Origin of the sequence: Roseateles saccharophilus (genome assembly GCF_004342485.1) — a bacterium.
Classification (GTDB): Bacteria; Pseudomonadota; Gammaproteobacteria; order Burkholderiales; family Burkholderiaceae_C; genus Pelomonas; species Pelomonas saccharophila.
Map to the genome: position 1 here is coordinate 1 of NZ_SMBU01000046.1, position 19643 is coordinate 19643.

15 protein-coding genes and 3 tRNA genes are annotated in these 19643 nt (G+C 69.0%); 3 read left to right on the forward strand and 15 right to left on the reverse strand.

Annotation, left to right across the window (positions count from 1 at the left end; translation table 11 throughout):
• The 5 genes from EV671_RS23470 to EV671_RS27855 all read right to left on the reverse strand — a co-directional run.
• The coding region (locus EV671_RS23470) for a GTP-binding protein (RefSeq protein ID WP_005434227.1) at nucleotides 1-95 on the reverse strand (95 nt) is incomplete at its 3' end.
• A 51-nt stretch (nucleotides 96-146) separates the two neighbouring features.
• A tRNA-Thr gene (locus tag EV671_RS23475) sits at nucleotides 147-221 on the reverse strand.
• 84 nt (nucleotides 222-305) lie between these two features.
• Nucleotides 306-379: transfer RNA gene (locus EV671_RS23480), tRNA-Gly, on the reverse strand.
• A gap of 47 nt (nucleotides 380-426) precedes the next feature.
• Nucleotides 427-511, reverse strand: a tRNA-Tyr gene (locus EV671_RS23485).
• 136 nt (nucleotides 512-647) lie between these two features.
• Nucleotides 648-779, reverse strand: coding sequence for a hypothetical protein (locus tag EV671_RS27855; protein WP_277592483.1), 132 nt, complete (start codon nucleotides 777-779; stop codon nucleotides 648-650).
• A gap of 280 nt (nucleotides 780-1059) precedes the next feature.
• Here EV671_RS27855 and EV671_RS23490 point away from each other — a divergent pair, with 280 nt between their 5' ends.
• Entirely contained in the window at nucleotides 1060-3885 is a 2826-nt protein-coding gene (locus EV671_RS23490) for a TonB-dependent receptor (protein WP_132576348.1), read from the forward strand.
• 285 nt (nucleotides 3886-4170) lie between these two features.
• The gene (locus EV671_RS23495; RefSeq protein ID WP_132576349.1) at nucleotides 4171-5781 is read left to right on the forward strand and encodes a tryptophan halogenase family protein; all 1611 of its coding nucleotides are present in this window, start codon (nucleotides 4171-4173) and stop codon (nucleotides 5779-5781) included.
• Nucleotides 5782-5863: 82 nt separating this feature from the next.
• Here EV671_RS23495 and EV671_RS23500 read toward each other — a convergent pair whose 3' ends face one another.
• On the reverse strand, nucleotides 5864-6880 hold the full coding sequence (locus EV671_RS23500; RefSeq protein WP_132576350.1) for a cupin-like domain-containing protein: 1017 nt from the start codon (nucleotides 6878-6880) through the stop codon (nucleotides 5864-5866).
• A gap of 16 nt (nucleotides 6881-6896) precedes the next feature.
• The gene (locus EV671_RS23505) at nucleotides 6897-7856 is read right to left on the reverse strand and encodes a cupin-like domain-containing protein (protein ID WP_132576351.1); all 960 of its coding nucleotides are present in this window, start codon (nucleotides 7854-7856) and stop codon (nucleotides 6897-6899) included.
• A 331-nt stretch (nucleotides 7857-8187) separates the two neighbouring features.
• Between EV671_RS23505 and EV671_RS23510 the strand changes: the two genes are divergently transcribed.
• The gene (locus EV671_RS23510; protein ID WP_132576352.1) at nucleotides 8188-10848 is read left to right on the forward strand and encodes a TonB-dependent receptor; all 2661 of its coding nucleotides are present in this window, start codon (nucleotides 8188-8190) and stop codon (nucleotides 10846-10848) included.
• Between the two features lie 96 nt (nucleotides 10849-10944).
• Here the strand turns inward: EV671_RS23510 and EV671_RS23515 are convergent, their stop codons facing one another.
• Genes EV671_RS23515 through nagA form a run of 8 tightly spaced genes read right to left on the reverse strand, consistent with a single transcriptional unit; the run spans nucleotide 10945 to nucleotide 19589 of the window.
• Nucleotides 10945-11652: a DUF6445 family protein gene (locus EV671_RS23515; protein ID WP_207911234.1), complete on the reverse strand. Its 708-nt coding sequence runs from the start codon at nucleotides 11650-11652 to the stop codon at nucleotides 10945-10947.
• Nucleotides 11652-12737, reverse strand: a complete 1086-nt coding sequence (locus tag EV671_RS23520; RefSeq protein ID WP_132576353.1) for an acyltransferase family protein — start codon at nucleotides 12735-12737, stop codon at nucleotides 11652-11654. Before EV671_RS23520 ends, EV671_RS23515 begins: the two co-directional genes overlap by 1 nt.
• Nucleotides 12734-13864: a glycoside hydrolase family 18 protein gene (locus EV671_RS23525; protein ID WP_165917702.1), complete on the reverse strand. Its 1131-nt coding sequence runs from the start codon at nucleotides 13862-13864 to the stop codon at nucleotides 12734-12736. Before EV671_RS23525 ends, EV671_RS23520 begins: the two co-directional genes overlap by 4 nt.
• Complete coding sequence (locus EV671_RS23530; protein WP_132576355.1) at nucleotides 13861-14703, reverse strand: glycoside hydrolase family 16 protein; 843 nt, start codon at nucleotides 14701-14703, stop codon at nucleotides 13861-13863. The genes EV671_RS23525 and EV671_RS23530 overlap by 4 nt, the downstream gene beginning before the upstream one ends.
• Nucleotides 14700-15980 (reverse strand): MFS transporter, encoded by a 1281-nt coding sequence (locus tag EV671_RS23535; RefSeq protein ID WP_132576356.1) that lies wholly within the window; start codon nucleotides 15978-15980, stop codon nucleotides 14700-14702. The genes EV671_RS23530 and EV671_RS23535 overlap by 4 nt, the downstream gene beginning before the upstream one ends.
• Entirely contained in the window at nucleotides 15980-17452 is a 1473-nt protein-coding gene (gene nagZ, locus EV671_RS23540; RefSeq protein ID WP_132576357.1) for a beta-N-acetylhexosaminidase, read from the reverse strand. Before nagZ ends, EV671_RS23535 begins: the two co-directional genes overlap by 1 nt.
• Before the next feature lie 9 nt (nucleotides 17453-17461).
• Nucleotides 17462-18484: an SIS domain-containing protein gene (locus EV671_RS23545; RefSeq protein ID WP_243655858.1), complete on the reverse strand. Its 1023-nt coding sequence runs from the start codon at nucleotides 18482-18484 to the stop codon at nucleotides 17462-17464.
• On the reverse strand, nucleotides 18465-19589 hold the full coding sequence (gene nagA / locus EV671_RS23550) for an N-acetylglucosamine-6-phosphate deacetylase (RefSeq protein WP_132576358.1): 1125 nt from the start codon (nucleotides 19587-19589) through the stop codon (nucleotides 18465-18467). Before nagA ends, EV671_RS23545 begins: the two co-directional genes overlap by 20 nt.
• Between the last annotated feature and the right edge of the window lie 54 nt (nucleotides 19590-19643).

Here is a 19643-nt window from a genome sequence, read left to right on the forward strand (position 1 = left end):
ATCGCGGCCGTCAGCGTCGTCTTGCCATGGTCCACGTGACCGATCGTGCCCACGTTCACGTGCGGCTTGGTCCGTTCAAACTTGCCTTTTGCCATCTTGCGCTCCTGAGGCGAACCCGTTGAGACGAGTAGAAAAAGAGAAATTGGTGGTGCCCATGACGCGGATCGAACGCGTGACCTCTCCCTTACCAAGGGAGTGCTCTACCACTGAGCCACATGGGCATCGGCACGGGTTTGACGCCAGATTCATTGCTGAACTACTGGCCGGCAAACCGGTGTCGACGCTTGCCGACCAAGCCGCCCGGATGGAGCGGGAAACGGGAATCGAACCCGTGTCATTAGCTTGGAAGGCTAAGGTTCTACCATTGAACTACTCCCGCTCTGGGAGCCCTTGCCGCAGATTTCCGCCACATGCCCAAACATGCTTTGGTGGAGGAGGCTGGATTCGAACCAGCGTACGCAATGCGGGCAGATTTACAGTCTGCTGCCTTTAACCACTCGGCCACCCCTCCTGAGGCAAGCCCGCAACTATAGCACAAGGCCGGCAAGGCGCAACAGTACCCTCACGTGCAACGACCGACATCGGCGCGTCACACCCCCTCCGCCTGCGCCAAAGGCCCGCCGCTCGCCGACACATGCGACCAGGCCTCACCACATCGCGAGCAGGCAACCCACCCAACACCAGAACAAGGCCACCGCACCGCCAGCGAGCACGTCATGCATCGTCAGATCGGCCGACTCCGCAAGCGCTTCGTCGCCGGCACGCAACAATTCAAGCATCCTGTAGATACCAATTCGATACCAAATTTCGGACGCCAGGACACCCCATCCATAGGGGAAAACCGACCTCTGGCCCACGAAGCAGGGGGCACATTCGGGTAAGTCCCTGACTCATGCTGGTAGCAAAGTGGCGTTATCACTCGTTACAGTGGCATTGCACTGGGCGCGCGCAGCTAGCGAAGGCAGACCAGGCAGTAACCGGACTGAAGGTGGTATTCGAGCGGACAGGACGCGGCCACCGCCCACCCCCGATTTCCATGGCCACAACGAGGAACAGCACATGAAGGTCAAGCAGACCCCCATCTCGCAGGCGGTATTCATCGCCCTGCTCGGCATCGGTGGCGCCGCCACGGCGCAGCAGGCACCGGCACCGGCCGACGCCCAGCAGCTCGAAACGGTCGTCGTGACCGGCATCCGCGCATCGCAGGAGAAATCCCTCAGCGTCAAGCGCAATGCCGACACCCACGTCGATGTCATTTCGGCCGAGGACATCGGCAAGATGCCCGACAAGAACGTGGCCGACTCGCTGGCCCGCATCCCGGGCGTCACCATCCTCAACAGCCCGTCGGGCGGCTCGGGCGGCTTCGACGAACGCGACCGCGTGGGCCTGCGCGGCACCAACCCCAGCCTGACCCAGACCCTGCTGGACGGCCACGCCGTGGCCAACGGCGACTGGTTCGTGCTGGACCAGACCGGCGCCGGCGTCGGCCGCAGCGTCAGCTTCTCGCTGCTGCCCTCCGAACTGGTGAGCCGCGTCGAGGTGCACAAGAACGCCCAGGCCTCCGACACGGAAGGCGGCACGGCCGGCGCGGTGAACATCATCACCCGCAAGCCGCTGGACTTCGCCAAGTCCCTGACCTTCGAAGCCGGCCTGGGCATGGTCTATGCCGACCTGCCGAAGAAGAGCGACCCGCAGCTGAGCGCGCTGCTCGCGTGGAAGAACGATGCCAAGACCTTCGGCATCCTGGTGCAGGCCTTCGACGAGAAGCGTCATCTGCGCCGCGACGGCGTCGAGACCATCGCGCTGGACTCCCAGCCCCATGCCTACCAGGCCATCGGCGCTGCCGAATCGGCCGTCACGGCCCAGGTGCCCGGCCTGACCGGCGTGCTCTACCCCAACCTGATGGGGTCGGCCTACTTCACGCAGGACCGCGAGCGCAAGGGCGGCGTCGTCAGCGCGCAGATCAAGCCGACGAATGACGTCGACGTGACGCTGACGGCCTTCTCGTCCACGATGGATGCGAACAACTACAACCGCAACTACATGCTCGCCGTGCCCTGGGCGCTACAGGCGACCGGTGCGAACGCCCCGACGCTCAAGAGCTACACGGTCAACCCCGCCTCCAACATCCTGACCAGCGCCGACCTGACGTACGCCACGCCGACCAAGGTCGGCGTCTACGACCTGATCTCGCGCAAGGCGTCGGCAGCGACCAACTTCGCCAACCTGGAAGGCTCCTGGCGCGTCAACGACAAGCTGAAGCTCGCCGGCAAGGCGGGCACGTCCACCGGCACGGGCAAGACCCTCTCCCAGGACGTGTTCGAGGGTGACGTCTATGGCACGGCCGCCGGCTGGAAGCAGAACGGCATCGGCCAGGCCCCGTCGTTCTACATGAACGTCGTCGCCAACCCCAACGCCAAAGCCAACGCCGACGAGCCCTATTCGCTTGACTGGATCTTCGGCGACCAGAACGTCGTCGTGAAGGACAAGGACACCTGGGCCCAGGTGGATGCGGAATACAGCATCGACTCCGGCATGCTGCGCAGCCTGCAGTTCGGCCTGCGCAGCTCGCAACACAAGCGCTACACCGACGGCCCGATCATCGGCCAGGGCCCGAACTGGGGCACGTGGCCGGAAGCCCTCAAGACGGCCGACTACACCCAGTCCTACCCGAGCAACTTCGGCAGCGGCTTGGGGCAAGGCTTCCCGACCAACATCATGTTCCCGACGGCCGAGACCCTGGCCGCCTATGACGCCACGCACGCGAACCGCCCGCTGTCGCGCCGCCAGCCGACGCATGAATACTCGGTGAAGGAAACGACGACGGCCGCCTACGCCCAGGGCAACCTGGAAGGTTCCGGCTGGAGCGGCAATGTCGGCCTGCGCCTCGTACACACCAAGACCAGCACCCTGGTCTGGGTGCCCACCAGCGACACGACGCTGCCGGGCTATGCAGCCTCGGCGTTCGCGGCCGTCGGCCCCGCCTGGACCGACCCCTCGGGCTATTACCAGACCTTCCACGACCGCTCTTACACCGATGCCCTGCCGAGCGCCAGCATCCGCATCGACGTGACCAAGGACGTGGTGGCCCGCCTGGCGCTGTCGCGCACGGTGACCCGGCCCGACTACACGGCCCTGTCCGCCGCCCAGCTGCTGAACGGCTACCACGACGCGACGGGCCAGACCGTGGGCACCGGCACCACCGGCAACCCCGATCTCGACCCGATCCGCTCGACCAATTTCGACGCCAACGTCGAGTGGTACTTCGCGCCGCGCGCCTTCGTGTCCGTGGGCGCCTTCCACATGAATCTGAACAGCTACATCATCGATGGCACCAAGCGCGCAACCCTGACCACCGACCTCATCACGCCCGGCCCCAACGGCCAACCGGGTCAGCAGGGCAAGCCGGGCAACGCGATGATCACGGCGCCGTTCGATCTGACCACGCAGATCAACAAGGCAGCCAGCGTCACGGGTCTGGAGTTCGCGTTCGAGACGCCGGTCGCCGGCAACTTCGGCGTCAGCGCCAACTACACGCTGGCCGACGGCCACGACGAAAGCGGCCATGTGCTGCGCGGTTCGGTCAAGAACTCCGCCAACCTCGGTGGCTTCTTCGAGAACGACCAGTTCTCGGCGCGCCTGAACTACGGCTACTCCTCGGACAACTACCTGGGCCGTGACCGTGGCACCGACTACTACCAGGTGGGCGGCGGCGTGCTGTCGGCATCGCTGGGCTACAAGCTCAACGACCACTTCGCCGTGAGCCTCGACGCGCAGAACCTGAACGACCCGATCCTGAAGTACTACGGCGACAACAAGTCTGAGCCGCGCGCCGTCTATCGCAACGGCCGCCAGTTCTACCTGACCGCCCGCGTGAAGTACTGACCCCTCGCCTGGTCTCACTCCGCTGAACGCGGTGTGCCCAGTCGGGACCGCGCTGCGGCTTGCGCCGCAGCGCTTCGGCAGGCACGACAAGTCCACAGGACTTGCCGAGTCCGGCCTCAGCCCCCGAGGGGACGGCGATGCTCGCGGCCTTGAGCCGCGAGCACATCGCCAGCGCGGGCCGGCTTGGGAGCGGCCCGGCGCTCGGCCCGTCAGCTTTGCTGGACGAATTGACCCAACGAAGGGGAACGTGTGAAACACGTTCCCCTTTTCTGCTTTGATTGCACCATGAGCGAAACCGCCACCGTCTTCAACCAGCAGCTCGCCGCCCGCTCCGCCGGCGGCTCCACGGACGCGCCGCCGCCGGTGCGCCATGTCTGCGTCGTCGGCGGCGGCACGGCCGGCTGGATGACGGCGCTGATGCTGGCGACGACGGCCTATGGCCCGCGCCTGAAGGTGACGGTGCTGGAGTCGCCCCAGGTCGGCATCATCGGCGTCGGCGAGGGCTCGACGCCCTGGCTGCGCGGCTTCTTCGACGGTCTCGGCATCGAGGAATCGGAATGGATGCCGGCCTGCAACGCCACCTACAAGAGCGGCATCACGTTCGAGGGCTGGTCCACCAAGCCTGGCTTCCAGCGCTACTTCCACCCGTTCGCGTCGATGCTGGACAACATGACCATGCATCAGTTCGTGGACAACGTGCATGCGCGGCTGGAGGGCGCGGATGTCCACGCCCACCCGGACCGCTTCTTCGTCGCCGCGGCGCTGGCCCGCCAGGGCCGCGGGCCGCGTGCCCGGCCCAACTTCCCGTTCGACATCTGGTACGGGTATCACTTCGATGCGACGCTGCTCGGACAGTTTCTCGCCGCCAAGGCGCTGGAGCGCGGCGTGCAGCATCTGCAGCGCCATGTCACGCAGGTGCAGCTGAACGAGCAGGGCGACATTGCCCACCTGCAGCTCGACGGTGGCGAGCCCCTGGCCGCCGACTTCTTCGTCGACTGCACCGGCTTCGCGTCGCTGCTGATCGGCAAGGCCCTGCAGACACCCTTCGTCTCCTACGCCGAGAACCTGTTCAACGACGCCGCCATCGCGATGCCGACGCCGCTGGGCGGCCCCATCGAATCGCAGACCGTCTCCACCGCGCTGCGCCATGGCTGGGCCTGGAAGATCCCGCTGAGCAACCGCCACGGCAACGGCTATGTCTACAGCAGCGCGCATTGCTCGGCGGACGAGGCCGAGACCGAGCTGCGCCGCCATCTCGGCCTGCTGGACGCCGACGTGCCGGCCCGCCACCTGAAGATGCGCGTCGGCCGCATGGAGAACCAGTGGAGCCGCAACTGCGTGGCCGTGGGCCTGTCGCAGGGCTTCATCGAGCCACTGGAGGCGACCGCCCTGCTCTTCGTTCAGCGCACGGCCGCCGCGCTGGTGGAGGCGCTCGAACAGGGCGACCTCGGCCCCGCCGCGCAGCAGCGCTTCAACGACAGCATGCGCACGCGCTTCGAGAACACGCGCGACTACATCGTCGCCCACTACAAGACCAACTCGCGCACCGACACCGACTACTGGCGCGCCAATGCCGAGAACATGCGGCTGTCGGAGTCGCTGCAGGGCGTGCTGATGACCTGGCTGTCGCGCAAGCCCCTGGCCGCGGGCCTGAAGGCGGGCCGCTTCGGCGGTGGCTATCCCATCGTGTCCTGGTATGCGCTGCTGGCCGGCATGGGCATCTTCCCGGACCCGCGGGAGCTGCAGCCGCCCACGAGCCATCAGGCGCGCCACCGGCTGGACGCCGTGGACGATTTCGTCGCCCGCAGCGCCACCAACTTCCCCGACCACCGCGAGCTGCTCGCCGCCATCCCGCCGCGGGTGGGCGACAAGACGCTGCAGCTCTATCTCTGGTAGGGCATGTCGGCCCCTCGGCCGATGGCTATATCGGCCGATCCCCAAGGGGGATGGCCGCTTGCTTGGGGCGGCCCGGCGCGGCTCAGCCCTTCAGCTGCGCGGCGATGTCCTTGCGCAGCGCCGCGTCCTGTTCCGCATCCAGCTCGCCGAACATATGGCGCCGGCCCTCGGGGATATGGGCCAGCGCCTCGCCCTGCGCGCCGAATACATAGTGCGACAGCAGCGCGCGCCAGCCCTCGCGCTCGCCATCGGGCAGATGACGCAGGGCCAGCATGGCCAGGCGCATCGCGGCCAGATGCAGGTCGTCGCGGCGGCCCGGCGCGGGCGCCGGCCGCCACCAGTAGTTCATCAGGATGTTCAGATGCGGCGCCAGCGCCTCGACCTGGTGAAACCACAGCGGCGGGATGTAGATCGCATCGCCCGGCTCCAGTTCGGCCACCGCGGCCTGGGCCAGCGCCTCGGCCAGCAGCGGGAACTGCGCCGGGTCGGCCCGGTGCAGGTCGGGCACGACGGACATCGGCGCCGGCGTCGGCGCATAGTCCGGCGGCCCGAGGTAGAGCAGCGGTGCGCATTGCGGCGGCAGCAGCGTGAAGCGCCGCGCCCCGGCCGCCACGCAGGCGATGTTGTGGGAGTCGTCGAAATGCGCCGGCACGGTCGCACGGTTGCCGATCCAGATGCGCGGCGCGACGCCGGCGTCCAGCAGCGGCAGCGCATTGGCCCGCTCCAGGCCGGGCAGCGCCGTGGACACCAGCGCGCTCTGCGCCGCGAGGCTGGGCGGCTCGGGGAAATGGCTGTAGCGCCAGAGCTGCTCGAACAGGGCCGCATACGGCCGCTGGTCGCGCGTGAAGTTGAAGCCGTCCAGGCCCGGCCTGTAGCTGAAGGCCCGCGTGGGCTCGGGCCGGGCCAGCACGGCGTCCACGGCCTCGCCGCGGTCGAAGCCCATCAGATAGTGCAGGCAGGGCTCCAGGCCCGCGTGCGCCTGCGCCACCAGCGGCCACTGCGCGACCACGCCGCGCATCACGACCGGCTCGTAGGCCGGCACCACCTCGCGCTCGAAACGCTCGCGCGTGACGCCGTCCAGTTCCTTCATCGCTCGCATCGGGTGGGTCCTTGCTTCAGCGCCGCCGCGCCAGCGCGCCCTGCCAGGGCGCGGGAATGTGGGCGCTGGGCTCCTGCTCGCGCTGCACCAGATAGTGCTCGAACATGGCCGCCCAGGCGTCGCGCTGATGCGGCGGCAGCGCGTTCATGACCTTGATGGCCTGCATCAGCGTATTGGCCGGGCTGGGCAGTTGCTCCTCCCTTGCGAGGCCGACGACAGGCCACCAGTAGTTGACCAGCAGATTGACCTTCTCCAGCGCCTCGACCTGGTGGAACCACAGCGGCGGGATGTAGAGGGCGTCGCCGGCCTCCATGTCGGCCACGACGGCCGCGGCCAGCGCCTCACGGTAGCGCGGGTAGCGCGTGAAGTCCGGCGCCTTCGGATGAACAACGGAGATCGGCGCGCCCGACGGCGTGTGCTCCAGCGGGCCGATGTAGAGATTGCCCACCTGCTCCGGCGCGAACAGCGTGAAGCGCCGCCGCCCGGCCACGACGCAGGCCAGGTTGTAGGGGTGGTCGTGGTGCACAGGCACCGTCAGCGCATTGCCCAGCCAGAAATTGGGCACCACGCCCGGCAGGGCCTGCAGCGGGTTCTCGGCCAGGAAGCCCGGGATCACCTCGCCCACCTTCGCGCACTGCGCAGCGACGGCCGGTGCGTTGTCGGCAGGCAGATAGGCCTGTAGATGGGCCATGAACTCGGCCAGCGTCATGCGCGCCTTGACGAAGGCGAAGTCCGTCAGCTCGTCGTTGTAGCCCATCACGCCGCGGGCCGCGGCACGCGTCTTGGTGGCGAAAACCTCGACGCCGCGGTCGAAGCGGCGCAGGTAGTCGCAGATGCCCATCGCCGCGCCCCGCCCGGCCTGCACGGCCGACCAATGCGCCACCAGGCCCTTGAGCAGCACGGGCTCGGCCCGCTGCTCCAGCCTCTGCTTGAGCTGCGGCTCGTCGGCCGCCTGCCAGCTCTGCACATGCTTCATGTCCGCCACTTCAGCTTCCGATCAGGGTCGACATCGCCAATAAACAACGGAATCCGGCCGCCATCTAGACGCCAGTCTAATACCAGTCTCCAGCTCGCCGTCACGCCACACCAGGGGTGGCATGACGTTCTTCATGGACGTCATAGAAGCCACAAGGGAAATCCCTTGTAAATAATTGGTACCAAAGTGGCTTTATCGCTCATTACAGTGGCACCGCGCCGGCTGCATGCCGCCCCTGGACCAGCAGGGGCGCAGCCGGACTGAAGGTGGCAAGCGACCGAACCCGCGCTGCCACCGCCCCGATTCCATTGACCACAACGAGGAAGAGTTCATGAAGGTCAAGCAGACCCCCATCGCGGCCGCCGTGTCGCTGGCATTGCTGGGCGCAGCGTTCGCCGCCCAGGCCGAGGAAGCCCAGGCGCCCGCGCCGGCCCAGCTCGACCAGGTGGTCATCACCGGCATCCGCGCTTCGCTGCAGACGTCGGCGACGATCAAGAAGAACGCCACCGCGATCGTCGACGCCGTGTCGGCCGAAGACGTGGGCAAGCTGCCCGACTCCGACGTCGGCCAGGCCCTGGGCCGCATCCCCGGCATCTCGGTGGGCCGCGACTTCGGCGTCGGCGCCTCGGTCTCCATCCGCGGTACCGACCCGCAGATGACCTACACGACGCTGAACGGCCAGACCGTGGCCTCCACCGGCTGGTACGACCAGAAGGACGTCGACCGCTCCTTCAACTACTCGCTGCTGCCGCCCGAACTGATCGGCGGCATGGAGGTCTACAAGTCCTCGCAGGCCGATCTGACCGAAGGCGGCATCGGCGGCACCGTGATCGTCAAGACGCGCAAGCCGCTCGACCAGCCCGCCGGCACCGCCTTCGTCAGCGTGAAGATGGGCAAGGGCTCGATCAGCGGCGCCGACCGCGAGGCTTCGGGCCTCTACAGCTGGCGCAACGAGGCCAAGACCTTCGGCGTGCTGGTGGCCGGCACCGTCGAGAAGGGCAACTACATCCGCCGCGGCATCGAGGCCGACAACCGCTGGAACGGCGACGTGGAGCCCACCGTGTTCGTGCAGGACCGCAAGCGCCAGGCCGCCAACATCACGCTGCAGGCCCGCCCCGTGCAAGGCCTGGAGCTGGGCCTGAACTACCTGCACCTGAACTACGACGCCAACAACTCCAACACCAGCCAGTACATCTTCAGCGGCGAAGACCCGCAGGACTGCAAGCAGACCAACCCGGTCAACGGCCTGTGCACGCTGCACACGCGCACGACCGCCGACCCGACGTCCGAGCACGTGTTCTTCCAGAACTGGGTACGCCGCGCCTCGATGAGCTCGGACAGCCTGGTGCTGGACGGCAGCTTCCACGGCGAGGGCTTCAAGGTCTCGGCCGTGGGCGGCTCGACCAAGGCCAAGGGCGGCACCGACCAGACGGCCAACTTCGCCTACGTCAACGCGCCGCCGACCGACCCCAACGGCTGGGGCACGGCCAACGCCTATGCGCCGCTGCCGCTCTGGACGGGCACCATCGACGCCACGGGCCAGCAGCTCAAGCTCTATCCCTCGTCCAACCAGAGCGTGACGATGAGCAACCTGCCGGGCCAGTCCCAGTCGGAGAGCTGGGCCAATGGCCGCGGGCCCAACCAGGACAAGGAAGACTTCCTGCAGCTCGACGCCAGCATCGATCTCGACGGCGGCATGCTGACCGCCTTCAAGTTCGGCCTGCGCGGCACCAACCACAGCTTCACCAAGTCCGGCCAGGTCGGCCTGTACGCTGCCGCGCCCAAGACGGTCGGCACGCCGACGCTGTTCGACGGCAGCGTCCAGCTGGGCGGCTGGAACGTGCCCAAGCCCAATATCGGCGCCATGCTCGCGGCCGCGTCGGGCAACCTGACCGGCTGGGTCGACGACCGCTCGGCCTATGGCCTGCTGAACGAGAAGAACCAGGCCGCCTACGGCATGTTCGAGTTCGAGACCCCGCAACTGCGCGGCAACTTCGGCCTGCGCTATGTGCACACCAAGGCCAGCGCGACCGGCTACGTCTTCGACGGCACGCTGTGGCCGACCACCGACCCGCAGTACACCGCCAACAACGACGGCTGGAGCAAGAGCCTGACCACGCAGAGCGCCAGCTACGGCAAGTTCCTGCCCAGCCTGAACATCGCCTACGACCTGCAGAAAGACCTCATCCTGCGCTTCGCGGCCGCCCAGGCCATGACCCGGCCGAACTTCGCCAACATGTTCCTGGCCCAGGTCGTCGGCTTCAACGACAAGAACACGCAGAACGACGCCTTCAACTACGGCACCCCGGCGCTCAAGCCGCAGACCTCCAACCAGTTCGACTTGGGGCTGGAGTACTACTACGGCCGCGGCAACCTGGTGTCGGCCGCGCTCTTCTACAAGAAGATCGACAACTTCATCACCACGACCACGCAGTACCACCAGAAGATCGGCGTCGTCAGCCCCGACACCGGCCTGGACGACTGGTCCCTCTACCGCTACATCAACGCGGGCGGCGGCTCGATCAAGGGCCTGGAGCTGCAGGCCAACCACGGCTTCGGCAACGGCTTCGGCACGCAGGCCAACTACACGTTCTCGAACGCCACCGCGCCGTCGTCCTCGTATGAAGACCAGCTGAACATGTTCACGCTGTCCTCGCGGCACAACGCCAACCTGGTCGGCTACTACGAGGACAGCAACTACACGGCACGCCTGGCCTACAGCTGGCGCTCCAAGTACATGGTGCGCGAGAGCGGCTGGTACGGCGACCGCATGCACGCCCCTTACGGCAGTCTGGACCTGAGCCTGGGCTGGAACATCACCAAGCAGCTGCGCCTGTCCTTCGACGCCACCAACCTGCTCAAGCGCGACGACATCCAGTACGGCGCCGCCGACCCGGCCAGCTCCGTGCGTCCTTCGCTGAAGGCGGGTTTCCCGATCTGGAGCTATGAGGGTGAGCGCACCTACCGGCTGGGCTTGAGCGCTAAGTTCTAAGCCCGCGCCAAGGACAGCGCCATGGCGCTGTCCGGCGGTGACCGAAGGCCCTCGCGTGTCCTGCACGCGAGGGCCTGATCATTTGCACCGCAGCACTTAAAAGTCGAAGAAGGTATTGACCGTCAACCGGCCCGTCCGCGGGTCGGCGCTGAGGCGCCGCGGGTTGACGATGGCCGAGTGCAGCAGGCTGCCGCGGTAGACGGCCAGGCGGTTGAAGCGCGCCGGCATCACGCCCAGCAGCTCGAAGTTCGCGTCGGAGTCGCCGAAATAGCGCGCTGGCGACGGGCTGCGGTCGAGCTCGGCGTAGACAGCCTCGCCATAGCGTTCGCGCACGTCGGCCGTGATCTGCTGCAGGCCCGTGGCGCGGTGGTGGTAGAAGGCCGTGCCGCCCCGCTGCTCGTCGCAAAGGTAGAGCAGCACGGCCATGTAGTGCGGCGTGCTGGCGTCGAAATGGGGCACGCGCTGCAGCGGCCCGAGATCGCCGGGCGCCACCGTCGTCAGCGAAAAGGCACAGGGCGTCTTCTTCAGCGCCAGCGCCTCGGGCACGCCGAAGTTGACGCGGATCAGCGGGTCCAGCAGCGCCGTCAGGCTCTCGGTATAGGCCGGCGGAACGGGGGCCCGCAAGCCCGGGTAGCCGCGCTTCTCGTCAAGGCCCGCGCAGGGCTCGAAGCGGGCGCGACAGGCCGCGTCCACCAGGGCCTGCGGGTCTTCGAGGAAGTCGTCGATGAAGACCACGGCATGCCCGCCGACCTGCACGAAGCGCACGTCCGGCGGCATGCGCACGGCGAACGCTTCGGCGCTCATCAGATCTTCCAGTACCAGCCGCGCCGGTCCAGAAGCCAGACGATGACGGCCCAGACCGCGACGAAGGCGACGGCGAAGGCCAGCGACTGGCCGTCCGGCCCGATCAGCGGGCCCAGCGGGCCGAATACGGTGCGATACAGCGGCCCCATCCAGCCGAAACCTTCGAGGAAGACGGTGCACATCCAGGCCCCGGCGTAGGCACCGATGGCGTTCAGGCCGAAGGCGCGGCCGATCGCAAAGGGGAAGTGGCGGTGGCCGCGACCGTCGATCCAGGCATGGGCCGCGGCCAGCGCGACGGCCGCCATGCCGCCGGTCCAGAGCACGAAGGACGGCGTCCACAGCTGCTTGTTGAAGGGCAGCCAGCCCGACCACCACCAGCCCACCGCGGCCGCCGCGACTCCCGTCAGCAACAGGCCGCGGACCTGCCCGCGACGCAGCAGCCCGCCGCAGAGCAGGCCGAGAACGGCCGTGGCCAGCGCGCCGAGTGTGGACAGCAGGCCCTCGGGGTCGAAGGCGATGCCGGTGGCGGCGTCCCACTGGTAGGCGAAGCGGCCCAGCACGACGGTGTCCAGGCGCTGGTTCAGGCTGCCGAGCTTGTCCAGCGTGGGGCCGGACTGCAGCAGCGCGCCATAGCCGGCCAGCAGGGCCAGCAGCAGCAGCCATTGCCCGCGCACGCGCAGCCGCAGCGCCGCCAGGCCGACGACGATGAAGCAGATGCCGATGCGCTGCAGCACGCCCGGCACGCGGAACTCGGGCCTGTGCATCAGCCACCAGGCCAGCGCGTGCAGCAGCAGGCCCAGGCCGATGATGCGCAGGCCGCGCTGCACGACGGCCGCGCGCAGCGGCCCCGGCACGGCGCCCGCATCGACGCGCGGCCCCAGCGCCAGCGCCGCCGACACGCCGACGATGAAGAGGAAGAACGGAAAGATCAGGTCCGTCGGCGTGCAGCCATGCCAGGCGGCATGCTCCAGCGGCCAGTAGACATGGCCCCAGTCGCCCGGGTTGTTCACGAGCAGCATGGCCGCGACGGTCAGGCCGCGCAGCACGTCAACCGAGGCGATGCGCCTGGATGCGGGGCCGCTCATGGCTGCGCGGCGTTCATCGCGCCCAGGATCTCGCCGTTGTCCTGGCTCAGCTCCCAGGCGAACACGCCGGCCAGGCCGGCACGCCTGGCGAAGGCCAGCTTGGCGCGCACGGCGCGCGGGTCGTCGTAGCCGACGAAGCGCCCCCCGCCGACCATCGCCCAGGACTGGGTGCGCTTGTCGTAATGGGCCTTCATGCCGGCCAGCGCATCGATGTCCTTGAAGGGCACCGAGCCGTCCTCGTTGGGCCAGGGCCTGGCGTAGCTGCCATCGGCCTTCACGCCCTCGAAGCCGCGGCCGTACATGGCCACGCCGGCCACCAGCTTGGCCGCCGGCACGCCCTCGCGCCTGAGGTTGGCCACCGAGGCCTCGAGGCTGGTGTCGTCGCCGGGGCGGGCGCTGCGCAGCGCCGTGTGGTTGGCCGCCTTCTTCGTCCACGGGCCGGCGAAGTCGTAGGTCATCATGAAGACGAGATCGAGTTCCCGGGCCGCGCGCCCCATCGGCATGCGGGCGAGCTGCTCGCGGGTCGTGTTGATGGCGGCCGTCAGCGCGTAGTGCTTGCCCATGTCGCGGCCCAGCGCATCCAGGCCCGCGCGCAGGTCCTGCAGCAACGCGACATAGTTGCCGGCGTCGGCCGGGCTGCCCAGCGCCACGCCGTTGACCGCGCCGTTGGAGCCGGGGTGCTCCCAGTCGATGTCCAGGCCGTCGAAGACCGGATGGGCACGTAGCCAGCCGGTCGCCTGCTTCACGAAGGCGGCGCGGCCCTGCGCGCTGGCGGCGAGGTGGAAGAAGGGGTCGGAGCCGCCCCAGCCGCCCACCGAGGCCAGCAGCTGCACCTGCGGATCGCGCTTCTTCAGGCGTTCGAAGGCGGCCGAGAAGCTGGCCTGGTCGGCATGCGGCGCGATGCCGAAAGCGGGCTGCCCTTGGCAGGCCGCGCCGTCCTGGGCGCGCTGGCCTTCGCCGCAGATCAGCAGGAAGGCGTAGAGCAGATGCGTGAGGCGGCCCGGCTGCAACTGGTCGACCGCATCGGTGCCATGCTCGGCCAGCACATAGGCGCCGACGACGGGCCTGGGTTGAGCCTGGGCCAGCATGGCCGCCAGGGCCAGCGCCGCGATGAACAGCTTCTTCATAGATTGCATTCGCTGGTCAGGCCCGAGTCGGGCACGGTGTCGATGCGGGCCTTGCCCTGGTGCTGCAGTTGCGTGGCGCGCGCCTGCATGGCGGCGGGGCTGAGCGTCCGGCCGGCCTCGTGCAGCACCCAGTCGACGTCGAATTCATAGTCGCGCGGCCCGCCCTCGACGGCGCCCGCCGACAGCCAGTGGTTGAAGCTGATCGCCATCGGCTGGCTCGGCACATTGCGGCCGGTGTGCTCGCCGAGCAGGCGGCCGTTGACATAGTGACGCGTGCGCGTGGCCTCGACCTGCACGGTCAGCAACTGCCAGCCGTCGAAGCTGCCCTGCAGGATGGACGCCTGGTTGAAGGACTCCCAGGGCTCGATGCGCACCGTGTGCCAGCTCACGCCGTAGAGCCGCGTCTCGGGCTCGCCCCAGCCGCCGTGCGGCAGGTATTCGAAATCGACCTCGCTGAAGTCGGGGTCGTAGTCGTGCTTGAGCGGGCCGGCCAGGAAGAAGCTCTGGATGATGGGGTCGCGCGAGCCGGCCGTGTCGCGCAGGCGCACGCGCGCCGTCGTCGTGCCGATCAGGAATTTGCGCGCCGCGCAGAGCTGGGCCAGCGCCGTGTTGGCCGGCGTGCCGTCGGTGCTGAGCCTGAGCTTGAGCAGGCCGCCCTCCAGCGACAGCTGCTGCGCCAAGAAGCGCGCGCCGGGCAGGCCGGGGTGGCCCGTACCCTCGCGCACGACCCAGCCGCTGGCGCGCAGCGCGTCGAGGTCTTTCTGCGAGAAGTCGTCGAAGAATTCGCCGGTGCCGGCCAAGGCGGGCATGGCCAGCAGGGCCAGCAACGCAGCCTTCATGCCGGAACCGCCTCGCGCTGCGGCGCCGCGGCACGCGGCATCGGCACCCACAGCAGCAGCAGCAGGGCCGGCAGGCCGCAGCCTATGGTCCAGGCGAAGAAGTGCTCGTAGCCCATCGCGATCTGGATGTCGCCGCTGATGGACTTGGCGAAGATGAAGCCCAGCTGCATGACGCCCGAACCCAGCGCATAGTGGGCCGTCTGGAAGCGGCCCGGCGCCACGGCCTGCATGATGTAGAGGATCATGCCGACGAAGCCGAAGCCATAGCCCAGCATCTCGATGCCGACGGCCGCACCGATGTGCGGCATGTCCTGCGGCAGCGTGCTGGCCAGGTAGTAGAAGGTCGCGTTGGGTACGCCCATCGCGATGACGAGCAGCGGCATCGCGCGCCTCAGGCCCAGCCGGCTGGTCAGGTAGCCGCCCAGCACCGAGCCGACGAGGAAGGCACACGTGCCCACCCAGCCATAGACGTCGGCCACCTGGCCCGTCGCCAGGCCCAGGCCGCCCTTGTCGCGCGCCTCCAGCAGGAAGAGCGGGCCGATGGTCTGCACCTGGCCTTCGGCGAAGCGGAACATCACGATGAAGAGCACGGCCCGCCAGATACCGGGCTTGCCGAAGAAGTCGATGACGACCTCCTTCAGCAGCGCGGCCACGCCGGAGGCGGTCATGTCGCTGTGCTCGGTGGAGAGCGTGCCGGGCAGGACCCTTGCGTTGTAGGTGGCCAGCAAGGCGACCAGCACGCACAGCATCGCGAACACGCTGGACCATGCGTTGAACACGCCCATCTCGCCCTCGAGATGGCCCGCCAGCTTCAGCACGACGCCGGTGACGAAGAAGCGCGCGCCGTTGAAGAAGGCGCCCTGCCAGCCCGCGTAGACGGCCTGGCGTTTGCTGTCCAGCGAGGCCATATAGAGGCCGTCGCAGGCGATGTCATGCGTGGCCGACGCATAGGCGATCAGGAAGAGCACGACGATGGCCGCGCCGAACCAGTGCGGCAGGTGCAGGGCCAGCGCCATCAGGCCGAGGCCGACCGCGCCGAGGTATTGCATCGCGACGACGATGAGCTTCTTGCTGCGCGCCAGCTCCAGGAAGGGGCTCCACAGCGGCTTGATGGCCCAGGCCAGGCCGAGCACCGCGGTCCAACGCGCGATCTGGTCGTTGGCCACGCCCAGGTTCTTGAACATCAGGCCCGCGATGAGCATGACGACGAAGAACTGCATGCCCTGCACGAAGTACAGGGTCGGAATCCACCGCATCGGCGTCTTGATCGGTTCCATCACTGCAGCCCCTGCGGCGCACGGCCGGTGGCCTGAGTCCTGCCCTCAAGCCAGGCCTTCAATCCGGCCAGCGCGCCCGGCGCAAAGCCCCAGGTCAGCACGGTCGGGCCGGCCACGTCGAGCGCCTGGTAGGGGTTCCACAGCGACAGGTGCAGGTCGGGCCGCCACTCGCTCGCCGCGAGGCCGTAGCGGGCCCGGCGCGTCGACACCAGCACGTTGATACGGCCGTCCCTGGGCACGCGGGACCAGTCCAGCTGCGCGATGTCGTCCACCATCTGCACCTGGGCATCGCCGAAGGCCTCGAACAGCGCGACGGCCTGGCGGCCCGTCGGGCCGGCCTCGGAGACCATGTCGGTCGGCACGTCGCCCTGCACGATGACGCGGATCGGCGCCGTCAATGCCGGCGGCCTGGCGCCGCGCAGCGCGGTCAGCCCGGCGGCCCAGGCCTCGCTCATCAGCGCGTGGTCGCCGGCGCGGTCGGCGCTGTCGTCCTCGGCACGGGCTGGGTAGGTTGCGGCCAGCCTGTCCAGGCGGCAGTTGGCGGTCTCGCCCTGCTCGGCGGTCAGCCGCCCGTCGGCAAAGGCCTCGCGCAGCGCATTGATGGCGACCAGCTGCTCGGCCGGCGAGCCCTGGGCCAGCACCATGTCGGCACCGGCCGCGATGGCCATCACGGCGGAGCGCGCATAGCCGAAGCGCTCGGCCACGGCCTTCATCATCAGCGCGTCGGTGATGACGACGCCGTCATAGCCCCAGTCGCGGCGCAGGATGCCGCCGATCAGCTCGGGCGACAGCGTGGCCGGGCGCTCGGGGTCGATCTGCGGATAGACGATGTGGGCCGTCATCATGGCCGGTGCCTGCGAAGCCAGCGCCTTGAAGGGCACCAGCTCCAGCGCGTTCAGCTCGGCGCGGGTCTTGTCGACGGTGGGCAGCGCATGGTGGGAGTCCACATGCGTGTCGCCATGGCCGGGGAAGTGCTTCACGCAGCAGGCCACGCCTTCGGCCAGCGAGCCGCGCATCCAGGCGGCGGCCAGGCGGCTGACCTCGACCGGGTCGTTGGAGAAACTGCGCTCGCCGATGACGGGGTTGGCCGGGTTGTTGTTGACGTCCAGCACCGGCGCGAAATTCCAGTTGATGCCCAGCGACTTCAGCCCGCGCGCGACCGCCGCGCCCACGGCCTCGGCGCGGTCCGCGTCGCCGCTGGCGCCCAGGGCCATGGCCGACGGCGGCTGCGGCAGGAAGGTCACGCGCACGACGGCGCCGCCTTCCTGGTCGATGCCGATCAGCGCCTGCGGGCCGAGCACCTCGATGAGATCGGCCATCAGCGCCTTCACCTCGCCCTCCGTGCCGATGTTCTTGCGGAACAGGCAGACGGCGCGCACTTGCTGCTCGCGCAGGAAGGCGGCGGTCTCGGAGTCCAGCGACTTGCCGGGAATGTCGACCATCACGAGACGGCCAGGGTCGAAGGTGCTCATGGCGCGGTCTCAGTGGGTCTTGGTGACTTTGGCGAGATTGGGCGGCACGTCAGGGTTGAAGCCCCGTGCGCGCGCCAGCGCCTCGACCATCGGATAGAAGCTCTGCACCAGCGCGATGGGGTCGAGGTCCTCGTTGCCGGTGGTGGCCAGCGGCAGTTCGGCGCCGGGCGTGCCTTGCGGCGCAGCCAGCAGCACGCGGCCGCCGCGCGAGCGCATCTCGTCGGCGATGGCCAGCAGGCCGGCCTGGGCCGGGCCGCGCGGCGCGAACACGAGCAGCGGATAGCCGTCGCGCACCAGGGCCATGGGGCCGTGCTTGACCTCGGCGCCGGAGAAGGCCTCGGCCTGGATGCCGCAGGTCTCCTTGAGCTTCAGCGCCGCTTCCATCGCGACGGCCAGGCCGGTGCCGCGGCCCAGCACGAAGAGGCGCTCGGCGCCCTGCAGCACGGGCAGGGCGGCGCTCCAGTCGAGCCGGCTGGCCTGCTCCAGCGCGGCGGGCAGCACGTTCAGCGCCGCGCGCAGCGCATCGTCCTGCTGCCAGGCGGCCACGACGCGAGCGCCGGACACCAGTTGGGCGATATAGCTCTTGGTCGCGGCCACGCTCTTCTCGGGGCCGGCGTGCAGCTCGAACACATGCTCGGCCGCGGCGGCCAGCGGCGAGCCGCTGGCGTTGACGAAGGCCACCGTGCGCGCGCCGCCTTCGCGGAAGAATTTCGTCGGCGCGATCAGATCGGGGCTCTGGCCCGACTGCGAGAAGGCCAGCGACAGCAGGCCCTCGCAGTGGATGCGGCTCTGGTAGAGCGTGATCAGCGACATCGGCAGCGACGTGACCAGCCGGCCCAGGCGGGCCATCACGAGATAGGCCAGGTAATGGGCCGCGTGGTCGGAGCTGCCGCGCGCGATGGTCAGCACGCCGCTCGGCGGCTGCTCCTGCAGGGCCTGGCCCAGGCGGGCATAACTGAGCGGGTCGGCGGCCAACTGGCGGGCCACCACGTCCGGCGCGCTCAGCGCCTCTTCAAGCATCAGCGACGACATCGATCTCTTCACCTTCCACAAACACGCGCCGCAGCTCGAGCCCGGCATCCATCACGACCACATCGGCCCAGGCACCGGGAGCGAGGCGCCCGCGGTCGGCCAGGCCCAGGTACTCGGCCGCCGCCGTGGACACGCGCCGCACGGCGTCGGTCAACGGCAGCTCCAGGCGCTGCACGAGGTTGCGCAGCGCCTGGTCCATCGTCAAAGCGCTACCGGCCAGCGTGCCGTCGGCCAGGCGCACGCCGCCCATGCACTTGCGCACCGTGTATTCGCCGAGGCGGTAGTCGCCATCGGGCATGCCGGCCGCGGCGGTCGAGTCGGTCACGCAGAACAGGCCCGGGATGCAGCGCAGCGCCGCGCGGATGGCGCCGGGGTGCACATGCAGCAGGTCGGGGATGAGCTCGGCATGCTCGCCATGGGCCAGGGCCGCGCCGACCATGCCGGGCTCGCGATGGTGCAGGCCGCTCATCGCATTGAAGAGGTGGGTGAAGCCGGCCGCACCGGCGCCCAGGGCGGCCACGCCGTCTTCGTAGCTGCCGTTGCTGTGGCCGATCTGCACGCGGATGCCGGCGTCGCGCAGCGGGCCGATCAGCGCGAGGTGGCCGGGCACCTCGGGCGCCAGCGTCAGCACCCTGATGGGCGCGAGAGCGTTCAGGCGCAGCACCTCGGCGAGCGTCGCGGGGATGGCGTGCGCCGGCTGGGCGCCGAGGCGGCCGGGGTTGATGTAGGGGCCTTCGAGATGCACGCCGAGCACGCGCGCCTGCCGGGCACCGCGCTCGCGGCAGACCGGGCCCAGGGCCTGCAACGCGGCCTCGATCTCGCCGAGCGGCGCAGTCATCGTCGTCGCCAGCAGCGCGGTCGTGCCGTGGCGGGCATGGCGGCGCGCAATCGTCGCGATGGCGTCGCCGCCCTCCATCGTGTCGCGGCCACCGCCGCCGTGCACATGGGTGTCGATGAAGCCGGGCAGCAGGATGGGCCGGCCGGCCTCGCCGGCGCGCGCGGGGTCGACGGGCTCGCCGTCAATGACCGCGATGCGGCCGTGCTCGATGTCCAGGTGGCCGGTGATCACGCCCTGGGGCGTAACGATGTCGCCTTCGATGCGCATCAGTGGCCCCGCTGTGTGGTGTATGCCACGGGCCGAGCGCCGGGCCTGCCATTG

Bases quoted from the DNA above. Each gene is read 5' to 3' on its own strand.
- EV671_RS23500 (WP_132576350.1), bottom strand. From the start codon at position 6,880: ATGCGAGCGATGAAGGAACTGGACGGCGTCACGCGCGAGCGTTTCGAG.
- EV671_RS23520 (WP_132576353.1), bottom strand. From the start codon at position 12,737: ATGAGCGGCCCCGCATCCAGGCGCATCGCCTCGGTTGACGTGCTGCGC.
- EV671_RS27855 (WP_277592483.1), bottom strand. From the start codon at position 779: ATGCTTGAATTGTTGCGTGCCGGCGACGAAGCGCTTGCGGAGTCGGCC.
- EV671_RS23545 (WP_243655858.1), bottom strand. From the start codon at position 18,484: ATGTCGTCGCTGATGCTTGAAGAGGCGCTGAGCGCGCCGGACGTGGTG.
- EV671_RS23490 (WP_132576348.1), top strand. From the start codon at position 1,060: ATGAAGGTCAAGCAGACCCCCATCTCGCAGGCGGTATTCATCGCCCTG.
- nagZ (WP_132576357.1), bottom strand. From the start codon at position 17,452: ATGAGCACCTTCGACCCTGGCCGTCTCGTGATGGTCGACATTCCCGGC.
- EV671_RS23525 (WP_165917702.1), bottom strand. From the start codon at position 13,864: ATGAAGAAGCTGTTCATCGCGGCGCTGGCCCTGGCGGCCATGCTGGCC.
- EV671_RS23505 (WP_132576351.1), bottom strand. From the start codon at position 7,856: ATGAAGCATGTGCAGAGCTGGCAGGCGGCCGACGAGCCGCAGCTCAAG.
- nagA (WP_132576358.1), bottom strand. From the start codon at position 19,589: ATGCGCATCGAAGGCGACATCGTTACGCCCCAGGGCGTGATCACCGGC.
- EV671_RS23530 (WP_132576355.1), bottom strand. From the start codon at position 14,703: ATGAAGGCTGCGTTGCTGGCCCTGCTGGCCATGCCCGCCTTGGCCGGC.
- EV671_RS23515 (WP_207911234.1), bottom strand. From the start codon at position 11,652: ATGAGCGCCGAAGCGTTCGCCGTGCGCATGCCGCCGGACGTGCGCTTC.
- EV671_RS23495 (WP_132576349.1), top strand. From the start codon at position 4,171: ATGAGCGAAACCGCCACCGTCTTCAACCAGCAGCTCGCCGCCCGCTCC.
- EV671_RS23510 (WP_132576352.1), top strand. From the start codon at position 8,188: ATGAAGGTCAAGCAGACCCCCATCGCGGCCGCCGTGTCGCTGGCATTG.
- EV671_RS23535 (WP_132576356.1), bottom strand. From the start codon at position 15,980: ATGGAACCGATCAAGACGCCGATGCGGTGGATTCCGACCCTGTACTTC.